The sequence below is a fragment of the Paralcaligenes sp. KSB-10 genome (assembly GCF_021266465.1).
In the GTDB taxonomy this organism is placed as follows: domain Bacteria; phylum Pseudomonadota; class Gammaproteobacteria; order Burkholderiales; family Burkholderiaceae_B.
Genome location: NZ_CP089848.1, coordinates 3,830,351 through 3,847,085 on the forward strand (window position 1 = coordinate 3,830,351; position 16,735 = coordinate 3,847,085).

The window sequence follows — 16,735 nt, forward strand, 5'->3', positions numbered from 1 at the left end:
ATGTGGTTGTACGACTGGTTATTCAGGCCGTTTGTCGAGTATGGCTTCATGGGCCGCGCCTTGGCGGGTTCGTTTGCGCTGGCGTTTGCCGCGGGGCCCTTGGGTGTATTCCTGGTGTTGCGTCGCATGAGCCTGATGGGCGATGCGATGGCGCATGCGATCCTGCCGGGTGTCGCCGTGGGGTTTCTGACAGCGGGCCTGTCCCTGAGTGCCATGACCATTGGGGGCATGGTGACCGGCCTGGTCGTGGCCATGCTGGCGGGCGCCGTGGCGCGCATGACCCCCTTGCGCGAAGACGCCAGCTTTGCTGCCTTTTATCTGATTTCTCTGGGGCTGGGAGTATTGCTGGTGTCGCTGCGCGGTTCGAACATGGATCTGATTCATGTCTTGTTCGGCACCGTCCTGGGGCTGGACGATGCCTCCCTGCTGCTGGTTACCATCAGCAGCAGCATCACTCTGCTGATGATGGCCATCATTTTCCGGCCGCTGGTGGTCGAATGTCTCGACCCGGGCTTTCTGCGCGCGGAGCGCGGCGCCGGGTCGCTCAGCCATATGGTGTTTCTGGTATTGCTGGTCATGACCCTGGTTGCGGGTTTTCAGGTGCTGGGTACGCTGATGGTCGTGGGCATCATGATGCTGCCGGCCACAGCGGCACGTTTCTGGGCGCGTTCGGCGGGCCGGCAAATGGTGCTGGCCGGCGCCATAGGCACTTTTTCGTCTTATTTTGGTCTGTTGATTTCCTACCACGCCAATGTGCCGGCGTCGCCGGCGATTATTCTGTCTGCCGGCGCGATCTATTTTCTGTCGGTTGCCCTGGGGCCGCTGGGTGGTTTGTTGCAGGCGGCGCGACAAATGCGCGCCAGGCATCGCCGTTTGTCCCGGATTTCGGAGTAGCCCGATGTTCAGTCTGTTTTTACAGTACGGAGAGTCCTTATGTCGAGAAAGCTTGTAGTGGATGCACGCGTCGCGGCGCGCCGCCGTTGCGTGCTGGCAGCGCTGGCCAGTGTTGCCCTGCTGGCCGGTTCTCTGGCCCGTGCCGCCGAACCGGCGCCGCTTCGGGTGGTGGCCAGTTTTTCGGTGCTGGGCGATATGGTGCACGAGATCGGAGGCGACCATATCGCTTTGACCACGATAGTGGGTCCCAATGGCGATGCGCATACATTCGAGCCGACGCCCAAGGATTCAAAGGCCTTGGCGCAGGCCCGGATCCTGTTCGTGAACGGGCTGGGCTTTGAGACCTGGATGCCGCGCCTCGTGAAGGCCTCGGGCTTCAATGGCCTGGAGGTGGTGGCGAGCAAAGGGGTGACGCCGCGTACTTTGAGCGATGCCGAGCAGGCACTCGAAGCGGCGGAAGAGCGGCGTGAGAAGTCGAGCCATGCCGGGCACAATGCCAAGGTCAAGGCGCACGGGCATCATGCGGCCGAAAAGGTTGACGATGAGCCGTCCCGCGAAGCGGCTTATGGCAACATCGACCCGCATGCCTGGCAGAGCCTGGCCAACGGCCTTGTCTATGTGCAAAATATTACCGCCGGATTGAGCAAGGTCGATCCGGCGCATGCGGCCGATTACAAGGCCCGCGCCGAGATCTATACGGCGCGAATCAAAAGCCTGGATGCCAAGCTCAAGCAGGCGCTGGCGGCGATTCCCGAGGCGCGGCGCAAGGTGGTGACATCGCACGACGCGTTTGGCTACTTCGGGCTGGCATACGGCGTCCAGTTCATTTCGGCGGTGGGCATTTCCAACGAGGCCGAACCCTCGGCCAAAGAGGTGGCTAGGCTGATTGATCAGATCAAGAAGAATCACATTCCCGCCGTGTTCGTCGAGAACATCACAAGCCCCAAGCTGGTCCGGCAGATTGCCCGCGAAACGGGCGCCAAGATAGGCGGGGTGCTGTATTCCGACGCCCTGGCCCCAGGTGATCAGCCGGCCAGCACATACCTGGGCATGTTTGAATGGAATGCGGGGAAACTGATCTACGCATTGGATCCCAAGCAGAAATAATATGCCGGGCTCCGTGGGATGGTTCGTCGCAAAAATTCCGTAGAGGTGTTTTGCGACAAGGTTCCACAGGCTTGCTTTTCGCGGGAGCTACGGCTTGTGCGCGTCTATCTCTTGCGATTGGCGCGCGGATGCGCCTGGTCGTACACCTTGGCCAGGTGTTGAAAATCGAGCTTGGTGTAAATCTGGGTCGTGGAAATATTGGCGTGGCCGAGCATGTCCTGCACGGCGCGCAAGTCTTGCGCCGACTGCAATAAATGGCTCGCGAAGCTGTGGCGCAGGATATGGGGGTGCACGTGTACCGGCAGGCCAGTTTTGGTGGCCAGCTTATTGAGCTGCAACTGCACGACCCGGGGCGAAATGCGTTTGCCGCGGGTGCCCAGAAACAGGGCGGCGGCGTCGCCGACTGCGCTTGTCGCGGAATCCGTGCCGGAAGGTCGCGGTGCGGCGGCAGAATCCTTGGTGCGAACCGGTAAGGGCGCAACGGCGCCGGGCGGTACAAACTGATGCCGTACCTCCAGCCATGTGCGGATTGCGGCGATTGCCTTGCCGCCTAGGGGTACATTGCGTGTCTTGCCCCCTTTGCCTTTGACGATGACTTCGTGCTCGTCGGGCAGAATCCAGCTTTGCGATTCATAGCCCTCGGCCCGCGTGTAGCGCACGTCGAGGCTGACCAGTTCGGCCAGCCGCAAGCCGCTGGAATACAGCACTTCGAACATGGCCTGGTCGCGGCGTTCCGTGGGCGTGTTGGGGTCGGGCAAGCCGGGATGGTCCAGCAGTACCTGGGCCTGCTCGACGGACAGGGCTTTGGGTAGGCTGCGCGGAGCCTTGGGGGCGCGTATGCCGGCAACCGGGTTGCTGGCGATCCCGCATTGCGGCGACCACCATTGGTAGAAGCCGCGCCAGGCGGCCAGCGCGCGAGCCAGGCTGCGCGGTTTCAGCCCCTGTCCGTGCAAACGGGCAATCGATTGCCGGATGTGGCTTTCAGTGACGCGTTCGATGGGCGTGTCGGGCAGGCACTCGACGAGATGGCGCAGATCGTGGCGATATCCGTCGAGGGTATGAGAGGAATAGCGGCGATTGGCCCCCAGGTGCGTCAGCCATTGCTCCATGGGTGCAGGCAGGGCGGACATGGGCTAGGCCCCGGCACCGCATGAATAAAGCAAGTTCGATGGACTCATGGAGTGCCTCGGGGGTTCATGCCTCGCCTTTCAGGCGACTCAGGCCGGCGCTGGCCAGCTCGTTGATGGTATCCAGGAACGATGTGCCCATGTCGTCGGTGAAGCGGGCAGGGTCGTCCGAGCCCAGGACCAGCAGGCCGAAGGGGGTGTCGGCGCCGATCGGCTTGAGCGCGATGATAGCCAGCGATGCCGGAGCCGTACCCAGCCATCCTGCCGCTTCCTGGTCTTGTAGCGGACCGCAGTAAGGACGGGTCAGGGCCGCCGCATAGTCTTTGATCGAGTTGCCGACGTCCTGGGTCAGCTCGCTGTCGACCAGCCTGGGCAAATCCCACAGGCGCAAGGCGACGCTGGGCAAGTCGAAGAGATCGCTCAGATTGCGCACAATGTGCCCGGGGATCTGAACCGGATCGGTCTCGGCCAGCATTTTGCAGCACCAGGAATGAAGGGATTTGCCGATCTTTTCGTTGCCGGCGGCGTTGCCGATCAGGCCTGAGAGCCGCCATTCAAGTTCCTTGGTTTTGGCGCGCAAGGTCATGATCTGGCGCTCGCCCAGCGAGATCGCACGGGTTTCGTGGGGATGCGGTACCCGCAGATTGGCGAACAGTTCGGCGTGATCCTGAAGGAAGTCGGGATTTTCTTTTAGGAACAGGGCGATGTCTTCGGCGGAAATGCTCTCGGCGCTCATAGTGGTGATGGCTCTTTGAAGTTAAAGGTGGCGGTCAGGGCGTCGATGTCGATCTGGCCTTTGAATACGGTGACTGCCGGACCGCTCATGGTGAGTCCGGCGCCATCCCAGGCAACCGTGAGCGGCCCACCCCGGGTATGGACCTGAACCGGGCTGTCGAGCAGGCCGCGGCGTATGCCGGCCGCCACAGCCGCGCAGGCGCCGGTGCCGCAAGCCAGCGTTTCGCCGGCACCGCGCTCATAGACCCGCAGCTTGATGGTGTGGCGGTCTACGACCTGCATGAATCCGGCATTGACTCTTTTGGCAAAACGCGGATGCGCTTCGATAAGCGGCCCCTGGGTGGCAACTGGAGCGGTATTGACGTCGGCCACGACCTGCACCGCGTGCGGGTTGGAAATGGCCACGAGCGACAGTTCCACCGCGCTGCCGTTGGGCAGCGGCAGCGTCCAGATTGTATCGATGCCGCTGGGCGCGGATTGCAGGCCCTGGGTATCGAACGGCAGAGCCTCCGGCTCGAAACGAGTCTGGCCCATTTCTACCGTAACGTCGCCATTGTCGGTCTGGTTGAGTACGAGCAGGCCGGTGGCGATTTCCGCGCGCAGCGGATTGCGCCCCGACAGGCCCTGTTCGTGCACGAAACGCACAAAACAGCGCGCTCCGTTGCCGCAATGTTCGACCTCGCCGCCGTCGGCGTTGAAAATCCGGTAGCGGAAATCGGCTTCGGGGTGGCTGGGCGCCTCGACCAGCAAAAGCTGGTCGGCGCCGATGCCGAAATGGCGGTCGGCCAGCGCCCGCGCGCGTTCGGGCGTCATTTCCAAATGTTGACGCACTCCGTCGAGCACGACAAAGTCGTTGCCTGCTCCGTGCATTTTCGAGAAATTCCAGATCATGTTCGAGATTATCGCCTAATAGAATCTTTTTTCGCCCTCGGGGCGGGTTTTAAATCGTCGGTGCACCCAATAATACTGGGGAGGGTCCGGCCTGACCCAATTTTCGATCAGGTGGTTGATGCGCCCCGTGGCGTGCTCGAGGCTTTCTTCGCCCGGAAAGTCTTCGAGCGGCGGCAGCACCTGAACGGTATAACGGCCGGTTTCGAGGTCCAGCTTGCTGACAATGGGTACGACCGCCGCCTGCCACGATTTGGCAATTTGCGCCGTCGCTGGAATGGTTGCGGCCTGGACGCCAAAAAAAGGCAGGAACAGGGCGCCTTGGCGGCCGAAATCCATGTCCGGCAGGTAATAGATTGGCACACCGGCGCGCAACTGTCGAATCAGGCCGCGTACGCCGTCTTTGCGGCTGACCAGGCGCACGTCGTTGAAGCGGCCGCGGCCTTCGCGCACCAGTTGATCGACGTCTCTGTCGCTTTGCGGCGTATACAGGGTAGCGGAATGCAGCAGGAACTCCGACAGGCGGGTGGCGGCGGCATCAAGGGCGATGAAGTGCGGCGCCAGCATGATGATGCGGCGTTTGGCCGCGAGCAACTGTTCCAGGTGTTCCAGCCCCGTGATATGTATGGTTTCGCGAATGGTTTCCGGCCGGCCGAACCAGAACAGGCCGCGATCAATGACCGACTGCGCGAGCAAATAGAAGTGCCGCCGCAGCCAGGCTTCCCGTTCAGCGGCGGAGCTGTCGGGAAAACACAAGGCCAGATTGGTCCTGACGATATGAGCCCGGGATCGCAGAAGTTTGGGCGTGAGCCAGCCGAGGGCTAGCCCCCAGCGCCGCCGGGTGGCGCTGCCGCACCGGCCGAAATAGGAAAAAATCGCTCTCAGCAGATTCAGTTTGTTGAATGTCATGTTTCATTGGATCTGAGGGGGTGGCGGGGCGCCTTTTGGTGTTTTGTAGCGGTTATAGCTCCACAGATATTGCCTGGGACAGCGGCGGATCAGGGTTTCCATGGCTTGGTTGATCAGGGCCGCCTGTTCATGCGCATCGCCAGGCAAAGGTTCGGGCAACCGCAGGTAGTGGATGCGCCAGCCCTTGCCCCAGGGCAGGCGTTCGCCCGCCGTCAGGATGACGGCCACGCCGGTCTGGACGGCCAGTTTGCCGGCCAGGGTCATGGTATAGGCGGGTTTACCGAAAAAAGGCGCCCAGACCCCGTCGCCGCTGCCGGGTGCCTGGTCGGGCAGCATGCCGACGGCCTCGCCGCGTTTCAGGGCTCGAACGAACTCGCGCACGCCCTGCAGATTGGCCGGCACGGCATTGAGCTGCGGGGTATTGCGGGCGCTTTCCATGACCGGCGCCAAAAAGGCTTTGCGCGGCGGCCTGAACATGACGGTGATGGGGCCGTGGCGCGTCAGATAGCGGGCGGTCACCTCAAAGCACCCCAGGTGAGGGGTCAGGTACAAGATGCCGCGTCCCTCGCTCAGGGCGGCGTCGACCACGGCGTTGTCGCTGGTAACCACTTTGTCGAGGCTTTGCCGGTTGCGCAGCCAGACCTTGGGCAGTTCCATGATCATGGCGCCTGTTTCGGCCGCAGCCTGGCGAGCGAAGGCCGCGCCCGGGTAGCCTGCCTGCCGGGCATTGCTTTGCAGGCGCCGACGGTATTTTCCCGGGAAGGCATACACCAGGCGGCCGCCGATGCGGCCTATGCCATGCAGTATGGGCAGAGGCACGGCGGCGAGCAAGCGGAACAAGGCCAGCAGCATAAAACGACAATAACCCTTTTAGAATCAGTGTAAAAACGCATTTTTCTGTATTTTCGCTTAAAATACATTTCATCGCTGAGTTAACCGACAACTTGCGGAGCGATGGTCGTGCCGTTTGCAAGAATGGCCTGGCCTAAAAACCGCTAAAGCGTCGCGCCCCGTTTCAATGCTATACGCTACCCGAGGTGCAACGCATACCGTTCAACCTCAAGGCTGTTCATGCAGCCATTTCAAGGAACGTATTGCCGTGGCAAATACTGATTTTCTCTTTACCTCCGAATCGGTCTCCGAAGGCCATCCCGACAAGGTCGCCGATCAAATCTCCGATTCCATCCTCGACGCCATTTTTACCCAGGACCCTCACGCCCGAGTGGCCGCCGAAACATTGTGCAACACGGGCCTGGTCGTGCTGGCCGGTGAAATCACCACTACGGCCAATGTCGACTACATCCAGGTTGCGCGCGACACCATCAAGCGCATAGGCTACGACAATACCGAATACGGTATCGACTACAAAGGCTGCGCGGTGCTGGTGGCCTACGACAAGCAGTCGCCCGACATCGCCCAGGGCGTGGATCGCAGCCCGGAAGAGCTGTTGAACCAAGGCGCCGGCGACCAGGGCCTGATGTTCGGCTATGCCTGCGACGAAACCCCCGATCTCATGCCCGCCCCTATTTGGTATGCGCATCGCCTGGTGCAGCGTCAAAGCGAGTTGCGCAAAGACGGCCGTTTGCCGTGGCTGCGCCCGGATGCCAAGTCGCAAGTCACTTTCCGCTATGTCAATGGCAAGCCCGCCGAAGTCGATACCGTGGTGCTGTCCACCCAGCATGCGCCCGATATTTCGCAAAGCGAGATCAAAGAGGCGGTAATCGAGGAAATCATCAAGCCCAGTTTCCCCGACGGCCTGCTTACGTCCAAAACCAAATACCTGGTCAATCCTACCGGTGTGTTCGTCATTGGCGGCCCACAGGGCGATTGCGGCCTGACGGGCCGCAAAATCATCGTCGACACCTACGGCGGCGCCTGCCCTCATGGCGGCGGCGCTTTCTCGGGCAAGGATCCTTCCAAGGTCGACCGTTCGGCGGCTTACGCGGCGCGTTATGTGGCCAAGAACGTCGTGGCGGCGGGCCTGGCGCGCCAGTGCCAGGTGCAGGTCAGCTACGCCATCGGCGTGGCCGAACCCATTAATATCACTGTTTATACGGAAGGCACGGGCATTATCCCCGACGAGCAAATCGCCCGCCTGGTCCGCGAACATTTCGATTTGCGCCCGCGCGGCATTATTGAAATGCTCGATCTGCTTCGCCCCATTTATGCAAAAACAGCTGCTTACGGGCACTTCGGACGTTCCGAGCCCGAATTCAGCTGGGAAGCCACCGACAAGGTCCTGCTCCTCAAGCAGGCCATCAAGCTGGCGGTGTAATCCGGAGCGCACCCCTTTGTCGGGGTGCGCGTTCGGGCAGTGCCTGGAAGGAGTTTTCATTTTGGCTGACACGATCTTCAATCCCGATAGCAGCCGTAGTCTCAAGCCCAGCGATTCGCCTTGCGTGGCGGTGTGCTCTACCTTGTATGACGAAATATGCCGGGGTTGCGGACGTACCACCATGGAAGTCGCCAACTGGGTTTTCCTGTCCGATGAGGAAAAAAGCGCGATCTGGTTGCGCATCAAGGCGCAGGGCTACCCACGACGCAAGGGCTGAAAAAAACGGCGCGACTGCGCTACAATTCGACTTTCCTGAGGAGCGCTGCGACGGGTCTGGGCCGCATAGTCCACACGCCCGCTAGGCTCAGGAAACGTTTCTCGATTCAACGGCGCTCATCATCTCCTGTACCGCAGGCGAAGGTGGGCAGTTCCGTATCTTTGCTCCTTTCCCCGTACAGGTTTATTGGATTAGAACCATGAACACTGTCGCTGAAACTGTTTTTTCCGATTACAAAATTGCCGATATCGGCCTGGCAGGCTGGGGCCGCCGCGAAATCGCCATCGCCGAAACCGAAATGCCTGGCCTGATGGCAACCCGCGAGGAATACGCACGCGCGCAACCCCTGAAAGGGGCACGTATTGCCGGCAGCTTGCACATGACGATTCAAACCGCCGTGCTGATCGAAACCCTGGTTGCCCTGGGAGCCGAGGTGCGCTGGGCATCGTGCAACATTTTTTCAACGCAAGACCATGCCGCCGCCGCGATCGCCGCCGGCGGCACGGCCGTGTTTGCCGTCAAGGGCGAAACGCTTGAAGACTACTGGCAATACACGCATAAAATCTTCGAATGGCCGGGCCAGCAGGCCAATATGATCCTGGACGACGGCGGCGACGCCACCACGCTGCTGCACCTGGGCACCAAGGCCGAATCGGATCCGGCGGTGCTCAACAAGCCAGGCAGCGAAGAAGAGCGCGTACTTTTTGCGGCCATCAAGGCCCAGCTCAAGACCGATCCCAAGTGGTATTCCACGCGCCTGAAAGAAATCAAGGGTGTTACCGAAGAAACCACGACCGGCGTGCATCGCCTGTACCAAATGGCCCAGAAAGGCGAGCTTGCCATTCCCGCCATCAATGTGAACGATTCGGTCACCAAGTCCAAGTTCGACAATCTTTACGGCTGCCGTGAATCGCTGGTCGATGGCATCAAGCGCGCCACCGATGTCATGGTTGCGGGCAAGGTTGCCGTGGTCTGCGGTTTTGGCGATGTGGGCAAGGGCTGCGCCCAAGCCTTGTCGGCCTTGCGCGCCCAGGTCTGGGTTACCGAGATCGATCCGATTTGCGCTTTGCAGGCTTCCATGGAAGGTTATAAAGTCGTCACGCTCGACGAGGCGGTGGGCCATGCCGACATCTTTGTGACGGCCACCGGCAACTATCACGTCATTACGCGCGAGCATATGGATCGCATGAAAGATCAGGCCATTGTTTGCAATATCGGCCACTTCGACAATGAAATCGATGTGGCAGCCATAGAAGATCTGCAATGGGAAGAGGTCAAGCCCCAGGTCGATCACGTGATTTTCCCCGACGGCAAGCGTATCATTTTGCTGGCCAAAGGCCGTTTGGTGAACCTGGGTTGCGCCACCGGCCATCCTTCATTTGTGATGTCGGCCTCGTTTACCAATCAGACCATTGCCCAAATCGAGCTCTACACGCGCGGCGAGGCTTATAAAACCGGCCAGGTTTATGTCTTGCCCAAGCATCTGGACGAAAAAGTGGCACGCCTGCATCTTAAAAAACTGGGTGTGCAACTGACCCAGTTGCGTCCGGATCAGGCCGACTACATTAGTGTGCCGGTAAACGGTCCGTACAAAGCGGATCACTACCGTTATTAAACTCGGGGCATTCATGCCAAGGTGCGGCGTTGTCTGCCGCATTTTGCGGCTGATGCCTTAAAACGGAGCGTCAAAGATGGAAATCATTCTGGTCTGGATTTTGAACGCGGTTGCGCTGCTGGTCGTGGCGTATATCTTGCCTGGCATTACTGTTTCGTCGTTCGGGTCGGCGCTCATTGCCGCGCTGGTATTGGGCCTGCTCAATACGCTGGTCAAGCCGGTGCTCATATTGCTGACGCTGCCGATAACCATAGTCACGCTGGGCCTGTTTTTACTGGTGCTCAATGCGCTGGTATTCTGGTTTGCGGGTTCAATCCTGAAAGGCTTCCACGTCAACGGCTTCTGGTGGGCTGTGCTGGGGGCGTTTGTCTATAGCATCGTTTCGGGGCTGTTGTCGAGGTTGTTGGGTCAATGAGTTTCAAACACGCCATCAGCCTGGAATTTTTCCCTCCGCGCGATATTGCGGCACAAGAAAAACTGGTGCGCTCGGCCAAGCAGTTGCTGGCCTTGCAGCCCAGTTATGTCAGCGTCACTTTCGGCGCCGGGGGCTCGACCCGCTCGGGTACGGCCGACACGATAAGCCTGATGCAGAACCTGGGCTACGATGCGGCTCCGCACCTGTCTTGCATAGGTTCCAGCCGCAAAGTGCTGACCGAAATCCTGGACGCCTACCGCGCCGCGGGAATCCGGCGCATCGTGGCCTTGCGCGGCGATATTCCGTCGGGCATGGGGGGCGACGCGGGCGAACTGCGCTATGCCAGCGATCTGGTGAGTTTCATCCGGGAACACAGCGGCGACTGGTTTCATATCGAGGTTGCGGCTTATCCGGAAATGCACCCGCAGGCGCTCACGTCTTTCGACGATCTGAACCATTTTGTTACCAAGGTGCAGGCCGGGGCGAATAGCGCGATCACGCAGTATTTTTTCAATGTCGATGCGTATTTCGATTTCGTGAATCGGGCACAGGCCAAAGGGGTTTCAATACCTATTGTGCCGGGCATCATGCCGATTACCAATCATTCGCAGCTGGTGCGTTTTTCGACCATGTGCGGAGCGGAAATTCCACGCTGGATCCGTCTGCGCCTGGCTGAATTTGGCGATGATCGTGCGTCGATCAAGGCGTTCGGGGTCGATGTGATTACGCAGATGTGCCAGCGTCTGCTCGACCAGGGGGCGCCGGGTTTGCATTTTTATACGCTTAATAACGCCGATGTAACCCAGGCCATTCATCGCGGTTTGCGCTGAACTGTAGATACCGTTCTTAAGACGCGGGGGCGGCGGCCCTGGTGGCCGCCCCTCTGGGCCGTCTTAAACCAGTATAGGCGCCGGTACTGCCCAGCCTTTGTCTGTGAGGATGGCGTCGAGCCGGATGTCGTGTGCCGCGGGGACATAGCTTTGGTTCGACAGGTCGCCGCATGCCCAGGCAATGCCTATGGTCGTGCAGCGATGGGATTGCGACTTGAGCGCGGCCAGGGTGCGGTCGTAATAGCCCTTGCCGTAGCCGACGCGATCGCCCTGGCGGGTGTAGCCCAAAGTCGGCACCAGCATCAGATCCGGAGGCGGAGCGGGTGCGCCCTGCGGTTCGGCAATCCCGTAGGATCCGGTGGCCATGGGGGTGTCGGGTGTCCACAGGCGGAATTCCAGCGCTGCGTTCGGGGCAGCCACCACCGGCAGAGACACCGTAAGGCCTTCCTCCTCCACCCATTGATGCAGCAAGGGTTGGAGCTCGGGTTCTTCTTCCAGGGACCAGAATGCGGCAATGTGCCGGGGTGCGGGCCGGTTGGCCTGCCGCAGGGCGGCGCGCGTTGTGGCCAGCCATGTAAACAGGCGCCCTCTGATGAGCAGGGCTCCCCGATGCCGATCAATGGGACTCATGTCGGTGCGCAACTGTTTTAGTCGCGCCCGGAGAGGGACTGCGGTATTCTCTATGCTGTTATTCATGGGTGATGTTATCGGGGTCGGGACACGATGTTATTGAAGCAAAGACAAAGGTATCAGAAAAAGCAAAATCTTTCCGGCATAACCTTTCGCACGCTGTCGCGCAGGAGCTGGTGGCTTGCGCTTTCGTTGGGTCTGGCCGGCTGTGCGGGTGCAAAGCTGCCCGACAACACCGCCAGCGCCACCACGGCGCCGCCGTCCTTGCAAGCCTCTCTCGAGCCGATCTTGCCCTCGGCGCCTGCGCCCTTGCCTTCACTAGCGGCATCGCCCGGCGCCGAGCAGGCGCTGATTGATTCGCGTGCCGCCATGCAGAGCCGGCAATGGGACAGGCTCGCCGCGTTGGTGCCACAGGCCAAGGGCGATCCATTGCTGGGCGATTACCCCACTTACTGGTATTTGCGCCAACAACTCCAGGATTCCACGGTACCGGCGCCTACCGCCGAGCTGCAGCAGTTCCTGTCGACCACCCATGATGAATATCTGGCTGATCGCCTCAAGGCCGACTGGATTCTTGCCGCGGCCCGCACCGGCGACTATGCAACGATAAATCGCCTGGGCCCTGTGGTGGTCAGTAATGCGCAAGTCGAATGCGCCCGCTTGCAGGCGCAGGCCATGACGGGGCAGCGGGTGTCCGCGGCACAGGCGGTGGCGGCGTTCGCGCCGGGACGCACCTGCTGGGCTTTGCTTGATTTGCTCGTTACCAGCAAAGTGGTGGGATGGTCGCAGCTCGAGCCCATGTTGCGCGCCGCAATCGAAAACAATAAAACCGGCGATGCGCAGCGACTGGCCGATGAAATGTTTTCCCCGTCCGAAATGGTCGCGTATCGGGCGCTTATGAAAAACCCCAAGCAGTGGCTCGCTTCGCAGAAGGCGCCTGGATCGCAGGCGCAAATCGAACTTGTCACGCTGGCCCTGGCGCGTCTGGCACGCAGTTCCGATCGAGACTCCGCGGCCGACTATGTCGAAAGCAAATGGTCCAGGGTGTTGCCCAAGGCCAATATCGAATGGGTATGGGGGCAGTTCGGGCTGATGTCCGCGCTTAATCTCGAAAACCAGGCTGTGCAGTGGTATCGGCGTTCGGGCAATGTGCCCATGACCGACTACAACCACGCCTGGGAAGTTCGCATCGAGTTGCGGCAAGGCAAAATCGATTGGCAAAGAGTGAAGCGCTCTATCGGTAAAATGTCGGCTGCGCAGCAGGCCGAGCCGGTCTGGACCTACTGGTACGGACGCGCCCTGGCGGCGCAGGGCGATCAGGCGGGAGCCAAGGCGCGCTATGTGTCGATAGAAAAAGATTTGAATTTTTACGGCCAATTGGCCAATGAAGAGCTGGGCCGGCCCATACCAATTCCGCCCGCTCCGCCCGCGGTAACACCCTTGGAGCTGAACGTCGCGAGATCCAACACGGGCTTGCTGCGGGCCATCAAGCTGTTTCGCCTGGGATGGCGTCCCGAGGCAGTTCCGGAATGGAACTACACGCTCCGCGGCATGAGCGACCGTCAACTGTTGGCCGCTGCCGAGCTTGCCCGCCAGGAGCAGATTTTTGACCGGGTGGTGAACACCTCGTTGAAAACCAAACAGGAAATCGACTTCAAGCAGCGGTTTATTGCGCCTTTCGAGGGGCGTGTTACCGAAAAGGCGCGCTTGATCAACCTGGATCCGGCCTGGGTATACGGGCTGATACGCCAGGAGTCGCGGTTTATTACCGATGCCCGCTCAAGTGTCGGGGCTTCGGGCCTGATGCAGCTTATGCCGGCGACAGCCCGTTGGGTGGCGCGCAAGATCGGCATGAACGACTTTACGCCTTCGTCGGTCAACGATTTCGACACCAATACGGTGCTGGGCACCAATTACCTGAGCATGGTGCTGCGAGACCTGAACGGCTCGCAGGTGCTGGCCACGGCGGGTTATAACGCCGGACCCCGGCGCTCGGTGCTATGGCGGTCCAAACTCAGCGGCCCTGTAGAGGGTGCGATCTTTGCCGAAACCATACCCTTCACCGAAACGCGTTTGTATGTCAAGAATGTGATGTCCAACGCCGCTTATTACTCCGCCATGTTCACGGGCCAGCCGCATTCCCTGAAAGCGAGGCTGGGGGTGATTTCCCCCGAGCCCAATGAGAAGGTCGATTTGCCGTAGACCTGGCGGGCACAAGGCCGGCCTTACGGGATCCGCCCGCCACATACCACTGAATAATGAGCACACGCCAGACCGACAATGACTCTTGTACCCAGGGCCTCGACGTTTATATCGTCGGAGGCGCGGTGCGGGATCGCTTGCTGGGCCTGCCTGCCGGCGACCGCGACTGGGTAGTGGTGGGTGCCTCGCCGGAATTGATGGCCAGGCGCGGCTTCATTCCGGTGGGCGGCGATTTTCCGGTTTTCCTCCATCCGGAAACCAAGGAAGAATATGCGTTGGCGCGCACCGAGCGCAAGTCGGGGCGCGGCTACAAGGGTTTCACATTCTACGCCGGGCTCGATGTCACGCTGGATGCCGATTTGAAGCGGCGGGACCTGACCGTCAATGCCATCGCCCAGGCGGCCGACGGCCATCTGGTGGATCCCCTGGGCGGGCAAGCGGATCTGAAGGCGAAGGTACTGCGCCATGTCGGACAGGCCTTTGTGGAAGATCCTGTGCGCTTGCTGCGCCTGGCCCGCTTCGCGGCGCGTTTCCACGATTTTTCCATCGCGCCTGAAACGCTGGTGCTGGCGCGCAAACTGGTGACTGATGGCGAGGTGGATGCACTGGTGCCGGAACGGGTGTGGCGTGAAATGGTCAAGGGCCTGATGACGGGGCATCCGGGCCGCATGTTCCAGGTGCTTGAGTCCACGGGCGCCCTGGCCAGGGTTATGCCCGGCCTGGTGTTCAACGATGAGATCGATGGGCAACTGGCAGCGGCGGCGCGCGCGGGCTTGCCGCTTGCCTCGCGCTTTGCCTTGCTCTGCCGCTTGTCGGCGCGGCCCGAGGGCCTGGCCGCACATTTGCGCGCTCCGACCGAATGCCGGGACTATGCGCGCCTGTTGCCTGTGGTAGTGGCGGCGGTCCATGATGCGCGAAACGGCAGCGCTCCTGAAGGATGGCTGGACCTCCTCGAACACTGCGACGCCTTGCGCAAGCCGGCGCGTTTCCTGGATCTGCTCAATGCCTCGGCCTGTGTGGCGATGGTTGATCTGGCTGCCTGGCAAGAGCGCGTGGCGGCGGTTCGATCGGTTGACGCGGGAGCCATTGCGAAGGCGTGTGGCGGCCAGGCCGGGCAAATCAAGGCGGCATTGCGCGAGGCGCGCTTGGAAGCGCTGGAGAGTAGTCGGGGGGTTGCTTAATGCGGCTTGGTTTGGTTCGGCGCGCTTTTGGCTTCGTGCGCTGCGATGGGCGGGTATGGATTCCGGCCAGATCGTCGCTTTGCTCCTCAACCTGGCCTCCACCCACACCCGCCCATTTACAGGCGATGCCGACGGTCGCCGGATGCGAAGCCCGTCAACGGTCCGGTGACGCCGCGGCCTATGGCCAGCACTTTGAACAATTCCCCCATTTCAGTCTCGGCAATCAGTTTTTGCACAGGCGCCATGGCCCTGGCGTATTGCTGCGCATCACTGGGATCGAGCTGGGCAAGTAACTGCGGTAGGCCGGCATTCATTAAAAACCGCGCCTGCGACGTATAGCCCAGCACGTCCAGGCCCGCTGTCAACGCGGCATCGGCCATGGCGGTGAAATCGACATGAGTCGTGATGTCCTGCAAACCGGCGTGCAGCAATGGTTCGCTATGCGCGTGATGGCGGAAGTGACACATCAGCGTGCCTGTCGCCCGCTGCGGATGATAGTACTCGCGTTGCGGAAAGCCATAGTCTATAAGCAGGGCGGCGCCGCGTTCGAGCCAGCTTCCCATCTGCCGGATCCAGGCCTCGGCCTGCAGGTTGATTTCCGATTGATACCCCGCCAGGGCGGGCATGCGTTGTGCCACGGTCTGTTGCAAGGCCTGCGAAGCAAGGCGTTCGACATAGATGAACGGCACCGCCGGGGGGGGCGCATCTGTCGGTGACCGATTGATAGCCTGGGCATCGGCGTTGGGCAATGGGCCGGATTGCGGCTGTTCGGTGCCTCCTGCGTGTCCGGCATGGGCCAGCCGGGTAGCCCGTTGCGCCAGCGTCATGGTGCTGATGTCGCCGTCGATGGCGCTCAGGCTGACCCCGATTTCATACAGTTTTTCGTTCTGCCCCCAGCGGAACAAGGTAGCGGGCATCGCGTCGAGCACCTCGTTGGCAATGACACAGCCTGAGAATGTTTCGGGCAAATGATCCAGCCATGTAATGGGTGCGCCCGATCCGGCCAGGTTCTGTTGCTGGCGCGCGCGCAGATCGGCTGAGATTTCAAGTATCTGGTAGTCCACATCGATGCCGAGCTGCCGCAAGGCGGGGATCAGTGCCGCTGCCAGAGCTCCCGAGCCGGCGCCGAACTCCAGCACCCGGTTCGAATCGCTGGCGGCCAATATTTGTGCCGTCTGGCGGGCCAGCGTCTGGCCGAACAGGGGGGTGAGTTCCGGAGCGGTTGTGAAATCGCCTGTGGGCAGGTCGCCGGAAAACTTGGTATTGCCGGCGGCGTAGTAGCCCAGGCCCGGGGCATATAGCGCCAGGTTCATCCATTGCTCGAACGGCAGGAAGCCCAGGGTTGCTTCTTCGATGTTCCGGATCAGACAGGCCTCCACCGCCCGCTGGTGCTGGCGCGATGCGGGATCCAGCGCGGGCAGGCCCGAGGGAATGGCGGGGTGAGGGTTAATCGTCATGGTTGTCCGGTCGAGTACTTTTATTGGCAGAATGTTTGAAGGTGTAGAGCGCGTAGCACATGGCAATCAGGAAGGCGAGCAGAAGCGCTATGGTTACCGCCACGATGAAATTGCCGAATGCAATCCACAGGGGGAGAGTCAGCAGCATGGCTAATAACAGAGGTTTGCGGACAAGCTGTTTCATCGGGATCGG

At 60.8% G+C, this 16,735-nt stretch carries 17 protein-coding genes and 1 riboswitch; of the genes, 9 read left to right on the top strand and 8 right to left on the bottom strand.

Going from position 1 to position 16,735, the window contains the following annotated elements; genetic code table 11:
• Both LSG25_RS17545 and LSG25_RS17550 read left to right on the top strand, forming a co-directional pair.
• On the top strand, positions 1-894 hold the full coding sequence (locus LSG25_RS17545; protein WP_232742170.1) for a metal ABC transporter permease: 894 nt from the start codon (positions 1-3) through the stop codon (positions 892-894).
• 39 nt (positions 895-933) lie between these two features.
• Complete coding sequence (locus tag LSG25_RS17550; protein WP_232742171.1) at positions 934-2,001, top strand: metal ABC transporter substrate-binding protein; 1,068 nt, start codon at positions 934-936, stop codon at positions 1,999-2,001.
• A gap of 104 nt (positions 2,002-2,105) precedes the next feature.
• Here LSG25_RS17550 and LSG25_RS17555 read toward each other — a convergent pair whose 3' ends face one another.
• The 5 genes from LSG25_RS17555 to LSG25_RS17575 all read right to left on the bottom strand — a co-directional run bounded on the left by LSG25_RS17555 (position 2,106) and on the right by LSG25_RS17575 (position 6,512).
• Entirely contained in the window at positions 2,106-3,131 is a 1,026-nt protein-coding gene (locus tag LSG25_RS17555; RefSeq protein ID WP_232742172.1) for a tyrosine recombinase XerC, read from the bottom strand.
• Positions 3,132-3,195: 64 nt separating this feature from the next.
• The gene (locus LSG25_RS17560; protein WP_232742173.1) at positions 3,196-3,864 is read right to left on the bottom strand and encodes a DUF484 family protein; all 669 of its coding nucleotides are present in this window, start codon (positions 3,862-3,864) and stop codon (positions 3,196-3,198) included.
• Positions 3,861-4,754, bottom strand: a complete 894-nt coding sequence (gene dapF, locus LSG25_RS17565) for a diaminopimelate epimerase (protein ID WP_232742174.1) — start codon at positions 4,752-4,754, stop codon at positions 3,861-3,863. Before dapF ends, LSG25_RS17560 begins: the two co-directional genes overlap by 4 nt.
• A gap of 15 nt (positions 4,755-4,769) precedes the next feature.
• Positions 4,770-5,660, bottom strand: coding sequence for a lysophospholipid acyltransferase family protein (locus LSG25_RS17570; protein WP_232742175.1), 891 nt, complete (start codon positions 5,658-5,660; stop codon positions 4,770-4,772).
• A gap of 3 nt (positions 5,661-5,663) precedes the next feature.
• A complete protein-coding gene (locus tag LSG25_RS17575; protein ID WP_232742176.1) occupies positions 5,664-6,512 on the bottom strand; it encodes a lysophospholipid acyltransferase family protein in 849 nt (282 codons plus the stop codon).
• A 247-nt stretch (positions 6,513-6,759) separates the two neighbouring features.
• Between LSG25_RS17575 and metK the strand changes: the two genes are divergently transcribed.
• The 5 genes from metK to metF all read left to right on the top strand — a co-directional run bounded on the left by metK (position 6,760) and on the right by metF (position 11,072).
• Positions 6,760-7,935, top strand: a complete 1,176-nt coding sequence (gene metK / locus LSG25_RS17580; RefSeq protein ID WP_232742177.1) for a methionine adenosyltransferase — start codon at positions 6,760-6,762, stop codon at positions 7,933-7,935.
• A gap of 61 nt (positions 7,936-7,996) precedes the next feature.
• Positions 7,997-8,212 carry a DUF1289 domain-containing protein gene (locus tag LSG25_RS17585; RefSeq protein WP_232742178.1) on the top strand — a complete coding sequence of 72 codons (216 nt, stop codon included), beginning with the start codon at positions 7,997-7,999 and terminating at the stop codon, positions 8,210-8,212.
• A 31-nt stretch (positions 8,213-8,243) separates the two neighbouring features.
• Positions 8,244-8,337: riboswitch (S-adenosyl-L-homocysteine riboswitch) on the top strand.
• Between the two features lie 74 nt (positions 8,338-8,411).
• On the top strand, positions 8,412-9,827 hold the full coding sequence (gene ahcY, locus LSG25_RS17590) for an adenosylhomocysteinase (protein ID WP_232742179.1): 1,416 nt from the start codon (positions 8,412-8,414) through the stop codon (positions 9,825-9,827).
• 76 nt (positions 9,828-9,903) lie between these two features.
• Complete coding sequence (locus LSG25_RS17595) at positions 9,904-10,242, top strand: phage holin family protein (protein ID WP_232742180.1); 339 nt, start codon at positions 9,904-9,906, stop codon at positions 10,240-10,242.
• The gene (metF, locus tag LSG25_RS17600) at positions 10,239-11,072 is read left to right on the top strand and encodes a methylenetetrahydrofolate reductase [NAD(P)H] (RefSeq protein ID WP_232742181.1); all 834 of its coding nucleotides are present in this window, start codon (positions 10,239-10,241) and stop codon (positions 11,070-11,072) included. The genes LSG25_RS17595 and metF overlap by 4 nt, the downstream gene beginning before the upstream one ends.
• A gap of 63 nt (positions 11,073-11,135) precedes the next feature.
• Here the strand turns inward: metF and LSG25_RS17605 are convergent, their stop codons facing one another.
• Positions 11,136-11,768 (bottom strand): 5-formyltetrahydrofolate cyclo-ligase, encoded by a 633-nt coding sequence (locus tag LSG25_RS17605; RefSeq protein ID WP_232742182.1) that lies wholly within the window; start codon positions 11,766-11,768, stop codon positions 11,136-11,138.
• 27 nt (positions 11,769-11,795) lie between these two features.
• Between LSG25_RS17605 and LSG25_RS17610 the strand changes: the two genes are divergently transcribed.
• A complete protein-coding gene (locus LSG25_RS17610; RefSeq protein WP_232742183.1) occupies positions 11,796-13,904 on the top strand; it encodes a lytic transglycosylase domain-containing protein in 2,109 nt (702 codons plus the stop codon).
• Between the two features lie 56 nt (positions 13,905-13,960).
• Positions 13,961-15,085: a hypothetical protein gene (locus LSG25_RS17615; RefSeq protein WP_232742184.1), complete on the top strand. Its 1,125-nt coding sequence runs from the start codon at positions 13,961-13,963 to the stop codon at positions 15,083-15,085.
• A gap of 116 nt (positions 15,086-15,201) precedes the next feature.
• Here LSG25_RS17615 and LSG25_RS17620 read toward each other — a convergent pair whose 3' ends face one another.
• Positions 15,202-16,542 (bottom strand): class I SAM-dependent methyltransferase, encoded by a 1,341-nt coding sequence (locus LSG25_RS17620; protein WP_232742185.1) that lies wholly within the window; start codon positions 16,540-16,542, stop codon positions 15,202-15,204.
• On the bottom strand, positions 16,532-16,726 hold the full coding sequence (locus LSG25_RS17625) for a hypothetical protein (protein WP_232742186.1): 195 nt from the start codon (positions 16,724-16,726) through the stop codon (positions 16,532-16,534). Before LSG25_RS17625 ends, LSG25_RS17620 begins: the two co-directional genes overlap by 11 nt.
• Between the last annotated feature and the right edge of the window lie 9 nt (positions 16,727-16,735).